The 17,080-nt window shown below is 71.4% G+C and carries 11 protein-coding genes; 6 read left to right on the top strand and 5 right to left on the bottom strand.

Annotation, left to right across the window (positions count from 1 at the left end; all coding sequences use genetic code 11):
• On the top strand, positions 1 to 904 hold a 904-nt coding region (locus OKJ99_RS01705), incomplete at its 5' end, for a helix-turn-helix transcriptional regulator (protein WP_326013834.1).
• 75 nt (positions 905 to 979) lie between these two features.
• On the opposite strand, the gene lon is transcribed toward OKJ99_RS01705, so the two are convergent.
• Positions 980 to 3,388 (bottom strand): endopeptidase La, encoded by a 2,409-nt coding sequence (lon, locus tag OKJ99_RS01710; protein ID WP_326013835.1) that lies wholly within the window; start codon positions 3,386 to 3,388, stop codon positions 980 to 982.
• Positions 3,389 to 3,671: 283 nt separating this feature from the next.
• Here lon and OKJ99_RS01715 point away from each other — a divergent pair, with 283 nt between their 5' ends.
• From OKJ99_RS01715 to OKJ99_RS01735, 5 genes are all read left to right on the top strand, one after another.
• Complete coding sequence (locus tag OKJ99_RS01715) at positions 3,672 to 4,136, top strand: DUF3626 domain-containing protein (protein WP_326013837.1); 465 nt, start codon at positions 3,672 to 3,674, stop codon at positions 4,134 to 4,136.
• A gap of 72 nt (positions 4,137 to 4,208) precedes the next feature.
• Positions 4,209 to 4,910 (top strand): spermidine synthase family protein, encoded by a 702-nt coding sequence (locus OKJ99_RS01720; RefSeq protein WP_326013838.1) that lies wholly within the window; start codon positions 4,209 to 4,211, stop codon positions 4,908 to 4,910.
• Positions 4,911 to 5,003: 93 nt separating this feature from the next.
• The gene (locus tag OKJ99_RS01725) at positions 5,004 to 5,741 is read left to right on the top strand and encodes a response regulator transcription factor (RefSeq protein ID WP_266714016.1); all 738 of its coding nucleotides are present in this window, start codon (positions 5,004 to 5,006) and stop codon (positions 5,739 to 5,741) included.
• A gap of 77 nt (positions 5,742 to 5,818) precedes the next feature.
• Complete coding sequence (locus tag OKJ99_RS01730) at positions 5,819 to 6,880, top strand: HAMP domain-containing sensor histidine kinase (RefSeq protein WP_326014009.1); 1,062 nt, start codon at positions 5,819 to 5,821, stop codon at positions 6,878 to 6,880.
• 240 nt (positions 6,881 to 7,120) lie between these two features.
• Positions 7,121 to 10,933 (top strand): multifunctional oxoglutarate decarboxylase/oxoglutarate dehydrogenase thiamine pyrophosphate-binding subunit/dihydrolipoyllysine-residue succinyltransferase subunit, encoded by a 3,813-nt coding sequence (locus tag OKJ99_RS01735; protein WP_326013840.1) that lies wholly within the window; start codon positions 7,121 to 7,123, stop codon positions 10,931 to 10,933.
• Between the two features lie 81 nt (positions 10,934 to 11,014).
• Here OKJ99_RS01735 and fxsT read toward each other — a convergent pair whose 3' ends face one another.
• The 4 genes from fxsT to fxsA form a co-directional block, all read right to left on the bottom strand.
• Complete coding sequence (fxsT, locus tag OKJ99_RS01740; RefSeq protein ID WP_326013841.1) at positions 11,015 to 14,026, bottom strand: FxSxx-COOH system tetratricopeptide repeat protein; 3,012 nt, start codon at positions 14,024 to 14,026, stop codon at positions 11,015 to 11,017.
• A gap of 66 nt (positions 14,027 to 14,092) precedes the next feature.
• Positions 14,093 to 15,523, bottom strand: a complete 1,431-nt coding sequence (locus OKJ99_RS01745; protein WP_326013842.1) for an aKG-HExxH-type peptide beta-hydroxylase — start codon at positions 15,521 to 15,523, stop codon at positions 14,093 to 14,095.
• Positions 15,523 to 16,638: an FxsB family cyclophane-forming radical SAM/SPASM peptide maturase gene (locus tag OKJ99_RS01750; RefSeq protein WP_326014010.1), complete on the bottom strand. Its 1,116-nt coding sequence runs from the start codon at positions 16,636 to 16,638 to the stop codon at positions 15,523 to 15,525. Before OKJ99_RS01750 ends, OKJ99_RS01745 begins: the two co-directional genes overlap by 1 nt.
• Positions 16,639 to 16,882: 244 nt before the next feature.
• Positions 16,883 to 17,059, bottom strand: a complete 177-nt coding sequence (gene fxsA, locus OKJ99_RS01755; RefSeq protein ID WP_326013843.1) for an FxSxx-COOH cyclophane-containing RiPP peptide — start codon at positions 17,057 to 17,059, stop codon at positions 16,883 to 16,885.
• Between the last annotated feature and the right edge of the window lie 21 nt (positions 17,060 to 17,080).

Consider the following 17,080-nt stretch of genomic DNA (forward strand, 5'->3'; position numbering starts at 1 on the left):
CCCCCGCGCGACCGGGCTGCCCGCGCGCCGGGTCGCGGAGGCCCTCGGCCACCTCGCGGAGCGCGGCTGCACGCTGCCGGCACCGCGCGGCTCCGCCCTCCCGCTCGCGGTGCCGCCGGCCACGGCGCTGCGCAATCTGATCCACCGGCACCAGGCCGAACTGCTGCGCCGCTCGGCCGAGTTGGAGGACCTGACGGGGGCGGTGGACCGGCTGGCGGCCGGGTTGGTGACCGCCACGCCCGCGGACGTCCGGGCGATGGGCATCGAGACGGTGCGCGGCGGCCGGGCCATCGCGGAGCGCGTCGCGGCGATGCTGGCCTCGGCCACCACGGAGGTGGCGCTGCTCGACCGCCCGCCGTACGCGTCCAGCCAGCCGGACGGCATGCCGACGCCTCTCGACGTGGCGGCCCCCGTGCGGCGCGGGGCGCGGGTACGGGTGGTGGTGGACCGCGATGGCCTCACCTTCGCCGGGCGGGCGCGGGGCCTCAACGACCTTGCCACGCAGGGCGTTCAGATCCGGGTCGGCAAGGACCTGCCGACGAAGCTCTTCACGGTGGACCGCAGGGTGACCCTGCTCCCGCCGACGGACGCGGCGGACCCGACGGCCTCGGCACTCGTCGTCGGCGACTCACTCCTCAGCCACGCCCTCGTCCCGCTCTTCGACGCGGTGTGGGAGCGGGCGGTGCCGATCGGCGCGGACTCCCCCGACGAGATCACGGACGAGGACCGCGAGCTGCTGACCCTCCTGGCCTCGGGCCTCAAGGACGAGTCGATCGCCCGCCGCCTGGACCTCCACGTCCACACGGTGCGCCGCCGCATCACCCGCCTGATGACGATGCTGAACGCACAGACACGCTTTCAGGCGGGTGTGACGGCGGCGCTTCGGGGCTGGCTGACGGTCTAGCCAATCAAGCCCGCTCTTTGGACGAGAGCCAGCGGGGTCCGGGGCAGAGCCCCGAGACCCCGGCCCCGTCGCAGGTCACGCGGCGACGGGAACCTCCACACCGGCGGGCGCCAGCGCCAGCTCCAACACCTGCCGCACATCGTTCACCGGGTGCACCTCCAGCTTCTCCAGCACCTCCGCAGGAACATCGTCCAGATCCGCCTCGTTCCGCTTCGGGATGATGACGGTCGTGATCCCCGCCCGGTGCGCGGCCAGCAGCTTCTGCTTGACGCCACCGATGGGCAGGACGCGGCCGGTCAGGGAGACCTCGCCGGTCATCGCCACATCCGTACGGACGAGCCGCCCGCTCAGCAGGGACGCGAGCGCCGTCGTCATCGTGACGCCCGCGCTCGGCCCGTCCTTCGGGACGGCGCCCGCGGGGAAGTGGATGTGCGCGCCGCGCTCCTTCAGGTCGGCGACGGGCAGCTCCAGTTCGGCGCCGTGCGAGCGCAGGAAGGAGAGCGCGATCTGCGCCGACTCCTTCATGACGTCGCCGAGCTGACCGGTGAGGGTCAGGCCCGCCGCGCCCGTCTCCGGGTCGGCGAGGGACGCCTCCACGTAGAGCACGTCGCCGCCCGCCCCGGTGACCGCGAGCCCGGTCGCGACGCCCGGCACGGACGTGCGCCGCTCGGCCGGGTCCTGCGCCGACTCGGGCACGTGGTGCGGCCGCCCGATGAGCGGGCGCAGATCGCCCTCGCCGACGGTGAACGGCAGCTCCCGCTCGCCCAGTTCGTGCTGCGCGGCCACCTTGCGGAGCACGCGCGTGACGGACCGCTCCAGGTTGCGTACGCCGGCCTCACGCGTGTACTCGCCGGCGAGCTTGCGCAGCGCGTCGTCACCGATGGTGACCTCGTCGACCGCGAGCCCCGCGCGGTCCAGCTGGCGCGGCACCAGGTGGTCGCGGGCGATGACGACCTTCTCGTCCTCGGTGTAGCCGTCGAGACGGACGAGTTCCATGCGGTCGAGCAGCGCCTCCGGAATCGCCTCCAGGACGTTCGCGGTCGCCAGGAAGACGACGTCGCTCAGGTCCAGTTCGACCTCCAGGTAGTGGTCCCTGAAAGTGTGGTTCTGGGCCGGGTCGAGGACTTCGAGCAGCGCCGCGGCCGGGTCGCCCCGGAAGTCGGAGCCCACCTTGTCGACCTCGTCGAGGAGGACCACCGGGTTCATCGACCCGGCCTCCTTGATGGCGCGCACGATGCGGCCCGGCAGCGCGCCCACGTACGTACGCCGGTGGCCGCGGATCTCCGCCTCGTCCCGTACGCCGCCGAGCGCGACGCGGACGAACTTTCGGCCCATGGAGTGCGCCACGGACTCGCCGAGCGAGGTCTTGCCGACGCCGGGCGGGCCGACGAGCGCGAGCACGGCGCCGCCACGACGGCCGCCGACCACGCCGAGGCCACGGTCCGCGCGGCGCTTGCGCACGGCCAGATACTCGGTGATGCGCTCCTTCACGTCGTCCAGGCCCGCGTGCTCGGCGTCGAGGACGGCGCGGGCGCCCTGGATGTCGTAACTGTCCTCGGTCCGCTCGTTCCACGGGAGTTCGAGGACGGTGTCGAGCCAGGTGCGGATCCAGGAGCCCTCGGGCGACTGGTCGCTCGCCCGCTCCAGCTTCTCGACCTCCTTGAGCGCGGCCTCGCGGACCGTCTCCGGAAGGTCGGCGGCCTCGACGCGGACCCGGTAGTCGTCGGACTCCTCGGCCGTGTCCTTGGCGTCGCCGTTCAGCTCGCGCAGCTCCTTGCGCACGGCGTCGAGCTGGCGCCGCAGCAGGAACTCGCGCTGCTGCTTGTCGACGCCCTCCTGGACGTCCTTGGCGATGGTCTCGGCGACGTCCTGCTCGGCGAGGTGGTCGCGCACGTGCTGGGTGGCGAGCCTCAGCCGCTCGACCGGGTCGGCCGCTTCGAGCAGCTCGACCTTCTGGGCGGTGGTGAGGAACGGCGAGTAGCCGGAGTTGTCGGCGAGCGCGGACACGTCGTCGATGGCCTGGACGCGGTCCACGACCTGCCAGGCGCCGCGCTTCTTCAGCCAGTTCGTGGCGAGCGCCTTGTACTCCTTGACCAGCTCGGTCACGGCGCCCGGCAGGGGGTCGGGCACCTCTTCCTCTACGGTCAGGCCCTCCACCCACAGGGCGGCGCCCGGCCCGGTCGTGCCGGCGCCGATGCGCACGCGGCCGACGCCGCGGATCAGGGCGCCGGGGTCGCCGTCGGCGAGGCGGCCGACCTGCTCGACGGTGCCGAGCACGCCGGTGTTCGCGTACGTCCCGTCGACGCGTGGAACAAGCAGCACCTTCGGCTTGCTGGGTCCAGTACGCGCGGCGGCCTGCGCGGCCTCCACGGCGGCTCGTACGTCGGTGTCGCTGAGGTCCAGGGGCACCACCATTCCGGGCAGCACGACCTCGTCGTCGAGCGGCAGCACGGGCAGGGTGAGCGGTGTGGACGTCGAAGCCATGATCTCCCCTTTGGCAGTCAAGTTGAGTTACATGGACTCAATGCATGAGAGCTCCCAGATGTTCCTCCGAGAGCGTTCGCTGTCAGCGATCACGCTGTGACCCGGCCCGCCGTCACCCCACCGGGACACCGACCACCTACGCCACGGGGCTCCGCCCCGGACCCCGCTCCTCAATCGCCGGAGGGGCTGGATTTACCCACCCCCGCCTTGGGCAATCTGCCCATCACGAGGGCACCGGCCCCGGCGGCCGTCCAACGGCAGTCGTAGCGCGCATACGGGCGGGATGCGGGACAGCTGGGAGGACGCGCTGTTCGGCGGCGCGTACCGCAGGGCCGCGCCCCGGTTCGGGTCGTGCCATGTGCGGCTGCGGCCGGAGGCGGGCGAACGGGCCACCTTCTGCTTCGGCGACAGTCACCTCGGCCCGGCCGACATCGGCACGTTCGACGCCCTGCACCCGGTGCTCGCCGCCGTGGTGGCGGAGATCCGCGCGCTGCCGCACGGGCGACCGCGCGGCACCCGCACCGGCGACCTGCTCGAAGGGCTCGGGCCGCCCGTCGAGTGGCACACCGGATTCGTGCTGCGCCCGGCGGGCCTGGACGACAAGCTCGCCGCCTTCCGGGGCCCCGCGCTGCCCTCCGCCGTCACGTCCCCCCCCTGGACTGGGCGGCGTACGGCGATCCGGATGAAGTCCTGCAGTACATCAAGCAGTTGTGGCACTGCGTGGCCAGGTTCGGATCACCCTCTGTGACGAGCGCCATGTGAGACGTGGGACACAGAAAATACCCGCGGGCCACCCACCTCGTCGGCCACAATGGCGGCCATGACGACCCTGCACGACCCCGATCCACCCGTCGTCCTCGATCGCCGCGAAGGCCCCTTCGGCGAGGTGGTCCTGCGCCGTCACGGCGACCTGCTCCAGATCATCGCCAACGGCACCTTCCTTATGGACACCTCCGACGGCCGCTCCGAGCGGCGCCTCGTCGACTCGGCGCTATCGGCGCTCTCGGCACTCCCCTCACCCGCCGCCCGCAGGAAACCACGCGTCCTCATCGGCGGCCTCGGCGTCGGCTTCTCCCTCGCGCACGCGGCCGCCGACCCGCGCTGGGGCGGCATCACGGTCGTCGAGCGGGAGCCCGCGATCATCGACTGGCACCGGCACGGCCCGCTGCGCGAGCTCTCCGCCGGGGCCCTCGCCGACCCCCGTACGGAAATCGTCGAGGCCGACCTCGTCCGGCATCTGCGCACGGCCACGGACACCTACGCCGCGCTCTGCCTCGACATCGACAACGGTCCCGACTGGACGGTCACCGAGGACAACCACACCCTTTACGGACCGTCCGGCCTCGCTGCCTGCAAGGACCGACTCGACCCGGGCGGTGTTCTCGCCGTATGGTCCGCACAGCCGTCAGCAAATTTCGAAGAAACCTTGCGGAATGCCGGATTCCAGGCGGTGCGCACCGAAGAGATCCCGGTTGTCCGGGGCGTCCCTGACGTGGTGCACCTCGCACTGAGGCCCACGTAGCCGACCGGCGGTAACTCCCCGTACGCTGACGTCCGAAACCCGATCATTCAAGCGTCAAGCGCGTCACGACGGCGCGCACTCAGGGGCGGGGCGATGGAGCAGACACACACCTCCCACAACACCACCACGACGACTCAGGGAGCCCAGCGCCGGGTCCTTGTCGTCGAGGACGATCCGACCATCGTCGATGCCATCGCCGCCCGGCTGCGTGCCGAGGGATTCCTCGTGCAAACCGCTCAGGACGGCCCGGCGGCGGTGGACACGGCCGAGGCCTGGCAGCCCGACCTGCTGATCCTCGACATCATGCTGCCCGGCTTCGACGGCCTGGAGGTCTGCCGCCGTGTGCAGGCCCAGCGTCCGGTGCCGGTCATGATGCTCACGGCACGTGACGACGAGACGGACATGCTCGTCGGCCTCGGTGTGGGTGCCGACGACTACATGACCAAACCGTTCTCCATGCGGGAACTGGCGGCGCGCGTGCACGTGTTGCTGCGCCGGGTCGAGCGGGCCGCGCTGGCCGCCACGACACCGCGCAGCGGCATACTGCGGCTCGGCGAGCTGGAGATCGACCACGCGCAGCGCCGCGTGCGGGTCAGGAGCGAGGACGTACACCTCACTCCCACCGAGTTCGACCTTCTCGTGTGCCTGGCGAACACACCGCGCGCGGTCCTCTCCCGTGAGCAGCTGCTCGCCGAGGTGTGGGACTGGGCGGACGCCTCGGGCACCCGCACCGTCGACAGCCACATCAAGGCGCTGCGCCGGAAGATCGGCGCGGAGCGCATCCGCACCGTGCACGGCGTGGGTTACGCACTGGAGACGCCGAACCCGTGAGCGGTGGGGACCGGAACCCGGCATCGGGCGGGCGGCCGCACCGGCCGCCGTTCAACCCTCAGTGGGCGTCCGGCGGTCTGCGCCCCTTCTCCGTCAAGGCGAAGCTCGGCACGCTCGTCGTCGTCTCCGTCTTCATCACCACGGGCCTGCTCATGGTGGCGATGTACACGGCGACGGAGCTGCGCTTCATCACGGTGTTCTCGATCATCGCCACGCTGCTGATCACGCAGTTCGTGGCGCACTCGCTGACGGCTCCGCTCGACGAGATGAACACGGTGGCCCGGTTCATCTCCAACGGCGACTACTCACGCCGGGTGCGCGGCGCGGGCCGGCGCGACGAGATCGGCGACCTCGCGGTCACCATCAACCGCATGGCCGACGAGCTGGCGGCCCAGGACCAGCAGCGCAAAGAGCTCGTGGCCAATGTCTCGCACGAGCTGCGCACGCCCATCGCGGGCCTGCGCGCGGTTCTGGAGAACGTCGTCGACGGGGTGATGGCCGCCGATCCCGAGACGATGCGCACGGCGCTCAAACAGACGGAGCGGCTCGGCCGCCTCGTCGACACACTGCTCGACCTGTCCCGCCTGGACAACGGCGTCGTGCCGCTGAAGACGCGCCGCTTCGAGGTCTGGCCGTATCTGTCGGGCGTCCTGAAGGAGGCCAACATGGCGGTCTCCCAGCGCGCGGGACTCGCCTCGGGCTCCGGCACCCATACGCGTACGGACGTCCATCTGCACCTCGACGTATCGCCGCCCGAGCTGACGGCGCACGCCGACCCGGAGCGCATCCACCAGGTCGTCGCGAACCTCATCGACAACGCGGTGAAGCACTCCCCGCAGCACGGCCGCGTCACCGTCTCCGCCCGGCGCGGCCCCTACCCCGAGTCGCTCGACCTCGAGGTGCTCGACGAGGGCCCCGGCATCCCGCAGTCCGAGTGGCACAAGGTCTTCGAGCGCTTCAACCGGGGCGATGCCGACGCCGGCGGCCACAAGGGCAAGGGCGACGGCGGCACGGGTCTCGGCCTCGCCATCGCGCGCTGGGCCGTGGAACTGCACGGCGGACAGATCAGGGTGGCTGAATCCACTCGGGGCTGCCGGATCAAGGTCACTCTTCCGGGAGAGCCCGGAACGCAAAGTTGACGTAGGGTTTCGGTCAGTCAAGGGTCAAGAGCGCGCCGGGCACACACGAACACGCCGGGCGCGCATCCGAACGTACCGAAACCTCGCTTGTTTCCCGCCATTTCCCGGCCCGAAACGCAACTTCCGGTGTGACTTACGTGACGGATGACCGGCCCGGTCTGCACGTCTCGCGGATGGAGGCGTAGCCTTTATTCCCGCTGTCCATCACCTTGTGAGAAGCGGAAGAGGGCGGTTAACGCCGTGTCGTCACAGTCCCCCAGTAGCTCGAGCAGCTCCACCGAGACCGACCAGGCCGGACAGGGTAAAAACCCTGCGGCGGCATTCGGCCCCAACGAGTGGCTCGTCGACGAGATCTATCAGCAGTACCTCCAGGACCCGAATTCGGTCGACCGAGCCTGGTGGGACTTCTTCGCCGACTACAAGCCAGGTGCCGCGGCCGCGGGGGCCGCGACGACCCCGAAGCCGGCCGAGAAGCCCGCGGCCCCGGCCGCACCCGCAGCACAGGCCCCCGCCGCGCCCGCGAAGCCCGCAGCCGCAGCTCCCGCACAGGCTGCCGCCGCACCCGCGCCCGCGAAGCCCGCCGCTCCGGCTGACCCCACCGCGCCGAAGCCGGCCGCTGCGGCCACCCCTGTACCGAAGAAGGCTGAAGAAGTGACGACCGAGGCCCCTGCCGGCCCCGAGCTCGTGACGCTGCGCGGCCCCGCCGCCGCCGTCGCGAAGAACATGAACAAGTCCATCGAGGTCCCCACGGCGACGTCCGTGCGCGCGGTCCCGGTGAAGCTGCTGTTCGACAACCGCATCGTCATCAACAACCACCTCAAGCGGGCCCGCGGCGGGAAGATCTCCTTCACGCACCTCATCGGGTACGCCATGGTGCAGGCCATCAAGGCCATGCCGTCGATGAACTACTCCTTCGCGGAGAAGGACGGCAAGCCGACGCTGGTCAAGCCGGAGCACATCAACTTCGGCCTCGCCATCGACCTGGTGAAGCCCAACGGCGACCGCCAGCTGGTCGTCGCGGGCATCAAGAAGGCCGAGACCCTGAACTTCTTCGAGTTCTGGCAGGCCTACGAGGACATCGTCCGGCGCGCCCGTGACGGCAAGCTCGGCATGGACGACTTCACCGGCGTCACGGTCTCCCTGACCAACCCCGGCGGCCTCGGCACCGTCCACTCGGTCCCGCGCCTGATGCCCGGACAGTCGGTCATCATGGGCGTCGGCTCGATGGACTACCCCGCGGAGTTCCAGGGCACGTCCCAGGACACCCTGAACAAGCTCGGCATCTCGAAGGTCATGACGCTCACGTCGACCTACGACCACCGGGTCATCCAGGGCGCCGCCTCCGGCGAGTTCCTGCGTATCGTCGCGAACCTGCTCCTCGGCGAGTCCGAGTTCTACGACGAGATCTTCAAGGCCCTGCGGATCCCCTACGAGCCGGTCCGCTGGCTCAAGGACATCGACGCCTCGCACGACGACGACGTCACCAAGGCCGCCCGCGTCTTCGAGCTGATCCACTCCTACCGGGTCCGCGGCCACGTCATGGCCGACACCGACCCGCTGGAGTACCAGCAGCGCAAGCACCCCGACCTGGACATCACCGAGCACGGCCTGACGCTCTGGGACCTGGAGCGCGAGTTCGCCGTCGGCGGCTTCGCGGGCAAGTCGATGATGAAGCTGCGCGACGTCCTCGGCGTGCTGCGCGACTCGTACTGCCGCACCACCGGCGTCGAGTTCATGCACATCCAGGACCCGAAGCAGCGCCGCTGGCTGCAGGACCGCATCGAGCGGCCGCACGCCAAGCCGGAGCGCGAGGAGCAGCTGCGCATCCTGCGCCGGCTGAACTCGGCGGAGGCCTTCGAGACCTTCCTTCAGACCAAGTACGTCGGTCAGAAGCGGTTCTCCCTGGAGGGCGGCGAGTCCGTCATCCCGCTGCTCGACGCGGTCATCGACTCCGCCGCCGAGAACCGGCTCGACGAGGTCGTCATCGGCATGGCCCACCGCGGCCGGCTGAACGTCCTGGCGAACATCGTCGGCAAGTCGTACGCGCAGATCTTCCGGGAGTTCGAGGGCAACCTCGACCCGAAGTCGATGCACGGCTCCGGCGACGTGAAGTACCACCTGGGCGCCCAGGGCACCTTCACCGGCCTGGACGGCGAGCAGATCAACGTCTCGCTGGCCGCCAACCCGTCCCACCTGGAGACGGTCGACCCGGTCATCGAGGGCATCGTCCGCGCCAAGCAGGACATCATCAACAAGGGCGGCACGGACTTCACGGTCCTGCCCGTCGCCCTGCACGGTGACGCGGCCTTCGCGGGCCAGGGTGTGGTCGCCGAGACGCTCAACATGTCGCAGCTGCGCGGCTACCGCACGGGCGGCACGGTCCACATCGTCATCAACAACCAGGTCGGCTTCACGGCGGCTCCCGAGTCGTCGCGCTCCTCCATGTACGCCACGGACGTGGCCCGCATGATCGAGGCGCCGATCTTCCACGTGAACGGCGACGACCCCGAGGCCGTCGTCCGCGTTGCCCGTCTGGCCTTCGAGTTCCGCCAGGCGTTCAACAAGGACGTCGTCATCGACCTCATCTGCTACCGCCGCCGCGGTCACAACGAGTCGGACAACCCGGCGTTCACGCAGCCGCTGATGTACGACCTGATCGACAAGAAGCGCTCGGTGCGCAAGCTCTACACCGAGTCCCTCATCGGTCGCGGCGACATCACCCTCGAAGAGGCCGAGCAGGCGCTGCAGGACTTCCAGGGTCAGCTGGAGAAGGTCTTCACGGAGGTCCGCGAGGCCGTCTCGCACCCGGCCGCCGCCGAGGTCCCCGACCCGCAGGCCGAGTTCCCCGTGGCCGTGCAGACGGCGATCTCCCAGGAGGTCGTCAAGCGCATCGCCGAGTCCCAGGTCAACATCCCGGACCACGTCACGGTGCACCCGCGGCTGCTGCCGCAGCTCCAGCGCCGCGCCGCGATGATCGAGGACGGGACGATCGACTGGGGCATGGGCGAGACCCTCGCCCTCGGCTCGCTGCTCCTGGAGGGCACGCCGGTCCGTCTCTCCGGCCAGGACTCGCGCCGCGGCACCTTCGGTCAGCGCCACGCGGTCCTCATCGACAACAAGACGGGCGAGGACTTCACCCCGCTCCTCTACCTGTCGCCCGACCAGGCCCGCTACAACGTCTACGACTCGCTGCTCTCCGAGTACGCGGTCATGGGCTTCGAGTACGGCTACTCGCTGGCGCGTCCCGAGTCTCTGGTGCTGTGGGAGGCGCAGTTCGGTGACTTCGTCAACGGTGCGCAGACCATCGTCGACGAGTACATCTCGGCCGCCGAGCAGAAGTGGGGCCAGACCTCCGGCGTCACGCTGCTGCTGCCGCACGGCTACGAGGGCCAGGGCCCGGACCACTCCTCGGCCCGCGTCGAGCGCTTCCTCCAGCTGTGCGCGCAGAACAACATGACGGTCGCCATGCCGACGCTGCCGTCGAACTACTTCCACCTCCTGCGGTGGCAGGTGCACAACCCGCACCACAAGCCGCTGGTGGTCTTCACGCCGAAGTCGATGCTGCGCCTCAAGGCCGCCGCGTCGAAGGTGGACGAGTTCACGGTGGGCGGCTTCCGCCCGGTCATCGGCGACACCGAGGTCGACTCGGGTGCGACGGACCCGAAGGCGATCAAGAAGGTCGTCTTCGTGGCGGGCAAGCTGTACTACGACCTCGAGGCCGAGCGGAAGAAGAGCGGCGTCACCGACACCGCGATCATCCGCGTCGAGCGTCTGTTCCCGCTGCCGGGTGCCGAGCTCCAGGCCGAGATCGCCAAGTTCCCGAACGCCGAGAAGTACCTCTGGGCGCAGGAGGAGCCGGCGAACCAGGGTGCCTGGCCGTTCATCGCGCTCAACCTGATCGACCACCTGGACCTGGCCGTCGGCGCCGATGTGCCGCACGGCGAGCGCCTGCGCCGCATCTCGCGGCCGCACGGCTCGTCCCCGGCGGTCGGCTCGGCCAAGCGTCACCAGGCCGAGCAGGAGCAGCTGGTGCGTGAGGTCTTCGAGGCGTAGGCCCCGAACCTCGGCGAGCAAGGCCGAAGGCCCGGTCCCCTTTCGAGGGGGCCGGGCCTTCGGCCTTTACCGCAGGTGCGCTCACGTCACCTGCGGTTCGAAGTCCCAGTACGGCCGGTTGCGGGCCCGCGCCGACAGGGTGTGGACGTGCTGCTTGCCCAGAGTCGCGGTCAGATCGGACAGCGCCTCCTGCTCGGTCTTCTCCGCCTCCTGCCGGTTGCCCAGGCCCCGCAGGTCGGCCGCGTGCGCGACGCGCGCCGTGAGGGTGAGCGGGTGCGTACGTCCGAGGCTCTCCGCCGCGCGCGCGGCCGCCGACCTGCTGAGGGCGGCCGCGGACTCGGTGTCGCCGACGAGGTTGCGCAGCGCCGACGCGTTGACGGCGCAGCCCACGGTCCACGGGTGGTTCTCGCCGACCGCCGCGGCCATGTCGGTCATCGCCTGCTCGATCAGCGCGTGGGCCAGATCGCGCTCGCCCACGCTGCGCAGGATCAACGCGTGGTTGGCGCGGCCCCCGGCGATGAACGGGTGCCCTTCGGCGAGCTTCTGCTCGTAGCGCGCGAGGGTGTACTCGCTGGTCTCCCGCGCCTGGTCGATGTCCCCGTGCTCGCGGATGAAGCAGCTGTGGCTGACGGCGGCGGCCAGCGTCTGCGGGTCGTTGTCCCCGAGCTGCCGTTCGTAGCGCTCCCGTACGCGGGTGAACAGCGGGCCCGCCCTGCCGTGGTCGCCGAGCCGGTACAGGCACTGCGCGAGATTGTGCTCGGCGAGCAGCGTCTGCGGGTTGTCGCCGCCCATGACGAGGCGGTACTCCCGCACGTTCTTCGCCTGCATGGACTCGGCCTCGGTGTAGCGGCCGAGCAGCCGCAGGTTCGTCGCGTAGTGGATCTCGGAGAACAGTGCCCAGGGGTGGCGGCTCTTGAGGAGCAGCTTGCGCGCCTCAAGGGTGCGCCGGTCGATGTCGAGGCTCTCCTTGTAGCGGCCGAGCAGACGCAGCGCGAAGCCCAGGTTGTTCAGGGCGTTGAGGGTCCGGGAGTCCTGTTCGCCGAGCAGCTCGCGGTAGGCCGGGTACAGCCAGTCGTACAGCTCGCGCGCCTCCTCGTAACGGCCGAGGCCCCACAGGTCGGCGCCGCGGCCCATGTTGGCGCGCAGATAGTCCAGGTCCTGCCCGCCGCGCTCGGCGAGCAGGTGGTCGACGGCGATCCGCCCGATCTCCTCGGCGCGCTCGTACTCACCGGCCGCGCGCAGCAGGTTCGACAGGTGGTAGGAGAGGTCCCAGATCCGCTGGTGGGTGTCGCCGAGCCGGCGCCGCCACGTGGCGAGGGCGCGCTCGCCGAGCTTGATGCCGGAGACGTACTCGCCCGTGAAGTACATGTAGCGCAGGCAGTTGAGGACCATGTTCTGGACCTTGCGGTCCGTGCTCTGCAGGACGTCGGCGTACTTCAGGTGCGGCACGATCGCCGCGTACTCGTCCCACAGGCGGGTGTCGGTGGCCCGGCCCGGGTCGGCGGCGGCGAGCGCCCTGCGGACGACGTCGATGAACTCGCGCCGGTCCTCGTCGGGCATGTCCTTGTGCACGATCTGGTGGACCATGCGGTGCAGGTACAGGGACTCGCCCGCGGCCGCCGACTCGTCGCCCACCGCCTCGTGCGACTCCAGGCGGACGACGGAGTACTGACGCAGCTGGTTGATCGCCTTGTTCCACAGCAGCGGGTCGTTGAGCAACCCGGCGACCTGCTCGGGCAGTTCGTCGTGCGGCATCTCCCGCAGGAGGCGTACGGGGATGAAGCCGGGCGCGAAGAACGTGCACAGGCGCAGCAGGTCGATGGATTCGGGGACGGTCTCGCGCAGCTTGTTGAGCAGGATCGACCAGGCGGTCTGGAAGGCGACCGGGAAGTCCGCGGAGACCTTGACGACGTCCTGGTCGATGCCGCCCTCCAGGAGTCCGATGTACTCCTCGACGGACATGTCCGAGTCGTTGAGCCAGCCGGCCGTCTGGTCGAGCAGCAGCGGCAGGTCCTCCAGGGCCTCGGCGAGCTGGTCGGCGTCCGGTTCGGAGAGCCGGGGCGCGCGGCGCCGGATGAAGGCGACGGACTCGCCGCGGGAGTAGACCGGCACCTCCAGGAGCTTGCTGTTGTGCTCGGTCCACTCGGGGTTCCTGGAGGTGATCAGGACGTGTCCCGGGCCCGTGGGCACCAGGTCCCAGATCTGGTCGGGTTCGTCGGCGCCGTCCAGGACGAGCAGCCAGCGCCCGTAGGGGTCACCGCGGCGCAGCGAGTCGCGCACGGCGCGCAGCCGCTCGCCGTACTCGGGCCCGGTGGGCAGGCCCAGCTTCGGGGCGAGTTCGGCCATCAGACGGCGGTACGTGACCCGGCCCTCGGCGTTGACCCACCACACGACGTCGTACTCGGAGCCGAAGCGGTAGACGTACTCGGCGGCCAGCTGCGTCTTGCCGACCCCGGACATGCCGTGCATCGTGAGCACGCCCGCGCCGGGTTCGGCGCCCTGGAGCAGGTGGTACGCGTCGTTGAGCAGCGGCTCGCGGCCCGTGAAGCGCGTGTTGCGGCGCGGTACTCCGCCCCACACCTCGGGCATGGAGGCGGGGAAGCGCGGCCCGCGCCGCTCGCCGGTGGGCAGCTCGGGCAGCGGGTCCGTCGGCAGGTCGAGCCGGTCGAGCAGGCGGCGCTCCGCCTCGTCGGCACCCATGTTGGTGAGCTGCGTCGCGGCCAGCACGGTCGTGGCGGTGGGCAGCGACGCGGTGGTCACGGAGACGGCCGCGAACCGGGCGGCTTCGGGGGCGACGACCTGGCGCAGCGCCGCGTTCCACTCCTCGTGGGTGCGCGGTCCGAGCTGGAAGTACCACTCGCTGACGATGACGAGGATGCGGCCCTCGGTGAGCATCAGGTCGCCCAGCAGGTCGGTGAGCGGGACGTCGGCACGGGAGTCCCAGCGCGCGTACACGACCCGCAGGCCGCGCCGTTCGAGGCGGTCCCCGATCCAGGCCGCCCAGGCCCGGTTGAACCCGGCGAAGCTGATGGTGACCGTGGATTTCCCGGTCCCCTTGCCGGTGGCTCCGACCGGCCTACGGATTGCGGACATGCAGCGGCCTCCCGGCACGTGAGGGTAGAACCATGCCCAGATTTTCGCCCCAACCGGACGCGAATATCACCCAGTTGACCGCATCCGGCGTGCGGCGAACAAGGTACGCGCCGCGTCCACGTAGGCACGCGCGCGTGCGGCGTGCCCGCGGGGCGGCGGGTGCTCGTCGAGCCGTTCGTACGTGGCGACCATCTGATCCACGAGGCGCCGCCCCTGCGGGGTGAGGTCCGTCGAGCCGACGACGGCCGGGAGCGCGGCTCCCACCTGCTCCTTGCAGCGTGCGTGCACGGCCCACGCGGACTCGCGCTCGGCGGTCCTGCCGACGCGGAGCGCGCGCCGCTGGAAGAAGTCGGCGAGCGCCAGATGCGAGTACGCGCCCTGGAGCAGCCCGTCGAAGGGGCGCGGGTCGGGGCGCCACGGTGCGAAGTAGCGGGCCGCGCCGCCCGCCCGGTGGAGCGGCACCAGCTGGGCGACCGTGAGGAGCTTGGTGTGCTGGAGCTCGTGGACGAGGGTCGCCGCGAACACCGGCGCCGTGGGCGGGGTGCTGCTGAGGACCGCGCCGAAGGCCTCACGCCGGGTGCCGCTGCAGGTGCCGGCCGTGGCGTCGTACGGGTCGGAGCCGGGCGGCGCGGTGAGCGGGACGAGGCAGCGCAGCAGGGCGACGGCCTCGGTGAGCCGCTGTTCGCCGCCGAGGCGCAGTTCGACGGCGGTGCCCGACCAGGCGTGCAGCCAGCGCTTGCGCTCGGCGTCGTCGAGGGTGGCGGGTCCGCCGGCGCCCCGGTAGTGCGCGCCGCCCTCCGCGCCGCGGTACGGGTCGAGGTCGTCGAGCGGGGTGGGCCCGGCGCCCCCGGTGAGGCCGGGCAGTGCGTAGGCGGGCGTCCAGGCGGGGTCGTCGGACCAGGCTCCGGTGCCGCGCTCCGGGCGGACGACGACGGGGACACAGCCGCGGTCGCGGATCTTCAACTGGCCGTATCTGTAGGTGACTTCGTACGTCGTGCCGTCCGACGCCGAGGTGTGCAGCGCGCCGAGCGAAGGCAGGCCGAGGACTCCGCCCCGGACCGACAGGCGAACACTGAAGGGGAGGCCCGCGCGGGCGGCGGACGCGGCGGCGAGCGCGCTGAAGTGGGCGAGTTCCCGGGCGAGTTGGCGGCTGCGCAGGTGCGCTCCCGGCAGGGTGGGGTCGGTGCGCAGCAGTGTCAGGCAGCGCTGGGCCCAGGGGCCCACCAGGGGGTGCAGGAGCCGTTCGCGGGCCGGTGAGCCGGCGGGCCGCCGGGCCGTGGCGTCCGCCGCCTCAAGCAGCGCCCAGTCCTCCCTGAGGCGCCTGCGGGCGGGCGGCGGGCAGACCCGTGGGTCCGCTTCCGTCGCGGCGTCCAGCACGGCGCGCAGCGTGAGCAGCCTGCGGGTGTCCTGGGCGCGGACGAGCAGCCCGAGTGCCTGCGGGCCGCCTTCGGTGCGGCCGAGTTCGGTCAGGGCGTGGTCCGGGAGTGCCGGAAGCATCACGGGTGGTCCCCTTCGGGGTGGGCGGCGGGCACCGTGTCCGCGGTGAGCACCGCCGCCACGTGACGGATGAAGCGCTGCAGGTCCGCGCAGTACACGGACGGGTTGGCGAACCCGTGTCCCGCGCGGTAGCGGTGGGCGTACTGGCCGCCGCCGCAGACGTCGAGCAGCGGGCAGGCCCGGCAGTCGGCGGCGAGCGCGGCGGCGCCCGCCTGCCGGGCCGCGACGGCGGGGTGGGCGAGCGCGGCGTCGAAGTCGTCGTGGAAGACGTCGAGTCCGGTCCAGGCGGCGCCTTCGTAGGCGGACTTGAGCGAGTCGACCTGCTCGATCGTCCCGTCGGTCTCGACGACGACGGCGTCGAACGGGGCGAGGCCGAGCGGCTCGACGGCCGAGGGCAGGCCGAGGAGCAGCGCGAGGCACTCCTCGAAGAGGCGCACCCGCGCCTCCCGGTGTCCGGCGCCCCACCAGCGGTCGAAGGCGGCGCACAGCCAGCTGCCGTACACAGTGCCGCTCGGTTCCCAACCGGGCGGCGGCGCCGACCAGTTGCCGTGCGGCAGGAGCAGGTCGAGCGTCGGCGGGCGGAGCGTGAGCAGCGACTCGTACGTCTCCACCGGGTCCTGCGCGGGGTCGATCACGGCGAGGATCCCGGCGTACGAGTCCGGGAAGCGCTCGGCGACCAGACGCGCCCCGCGGGTGGCGGCGGTCCAGGACGGGCGTCCCGCACGGTCGACGCGACGCGCGTTGTGGGCGGGCAGGCCACCGTCGAGGCTGATGCCGACGCGGACGCGGTGCCGGGCGAGGGCCGCGAGGCGCCGCTCGGTGAGGAGCGTGGCGTTGGTCTGCACGACGGCGTGCACCTCACACCCCTCGGGGGCCCGCTCGCGCACGAGGGCGGTGAAGCGGCCGAGTGTGGCGGCGCCCGCGAGCAGCGGCTCGCCGCCGTGCAGGACGAGCGAGAGGTGCGGGAGTCCGTGTACGCGCGCGTGCTCGGCGATCCGGGTCGCGGTGCGGTCGAGGACCTCGGGTGACGCGGCGGCGGGGCGGGTGCTCCAGGTGTGGTCGGGTCCTTCGTACAGGTAGCAGTAGCGGCAGGCGAGGTTGCAGCGGCCGTGCATCTTCACGACGAACTGCCGGAAGGGTGCGGGCCGTTGGTCCGGTGCCCGTGCGGCGGCGGCCCCCTCGGGGACTCCAGCGACTCCAGCCACTCCGGTACCCCCCATGCCGAGCGCCCGCAGGGCGGGCTCGCGCGTACGGGGCGCCTTCCCGGTGGGGCGCGCGGCACAAACGTGGTCGGTCCAACGTTGTCCGGTTCGCCCGCGCGGGGCGGCCGAAACCAGCTCCGCGCGAGACCGTGTCGCGTCAGAGCGCGCTGTTGAACCCCCAGAGCATCTCGCCCGGCCGCTCCTCGCGCTCCCGCAGGTCCGCCAACACCGCGTCCAGGACCGGGTGTTGTGCCTCACGTAGTTCGGCGAGGCTCAGGTCGGTGAGGTCGGGGCACGGTTCGGCCGGCTCCTGGCGTGGCTCCTGTACGTCCATGACGTTCCCCTCTCCCCGGCC

The sequence above is a fragment of the Streptomyces endophyticus genome (assembly GCF_035798155.1).
Taxonomy (GTDB): domain Bacteria; phylum Actinomycetota; class Actinomycetes; order Streptomycetales; family Streptomycetaceae; genus Streptomyces; species Streptomyces endophyticus.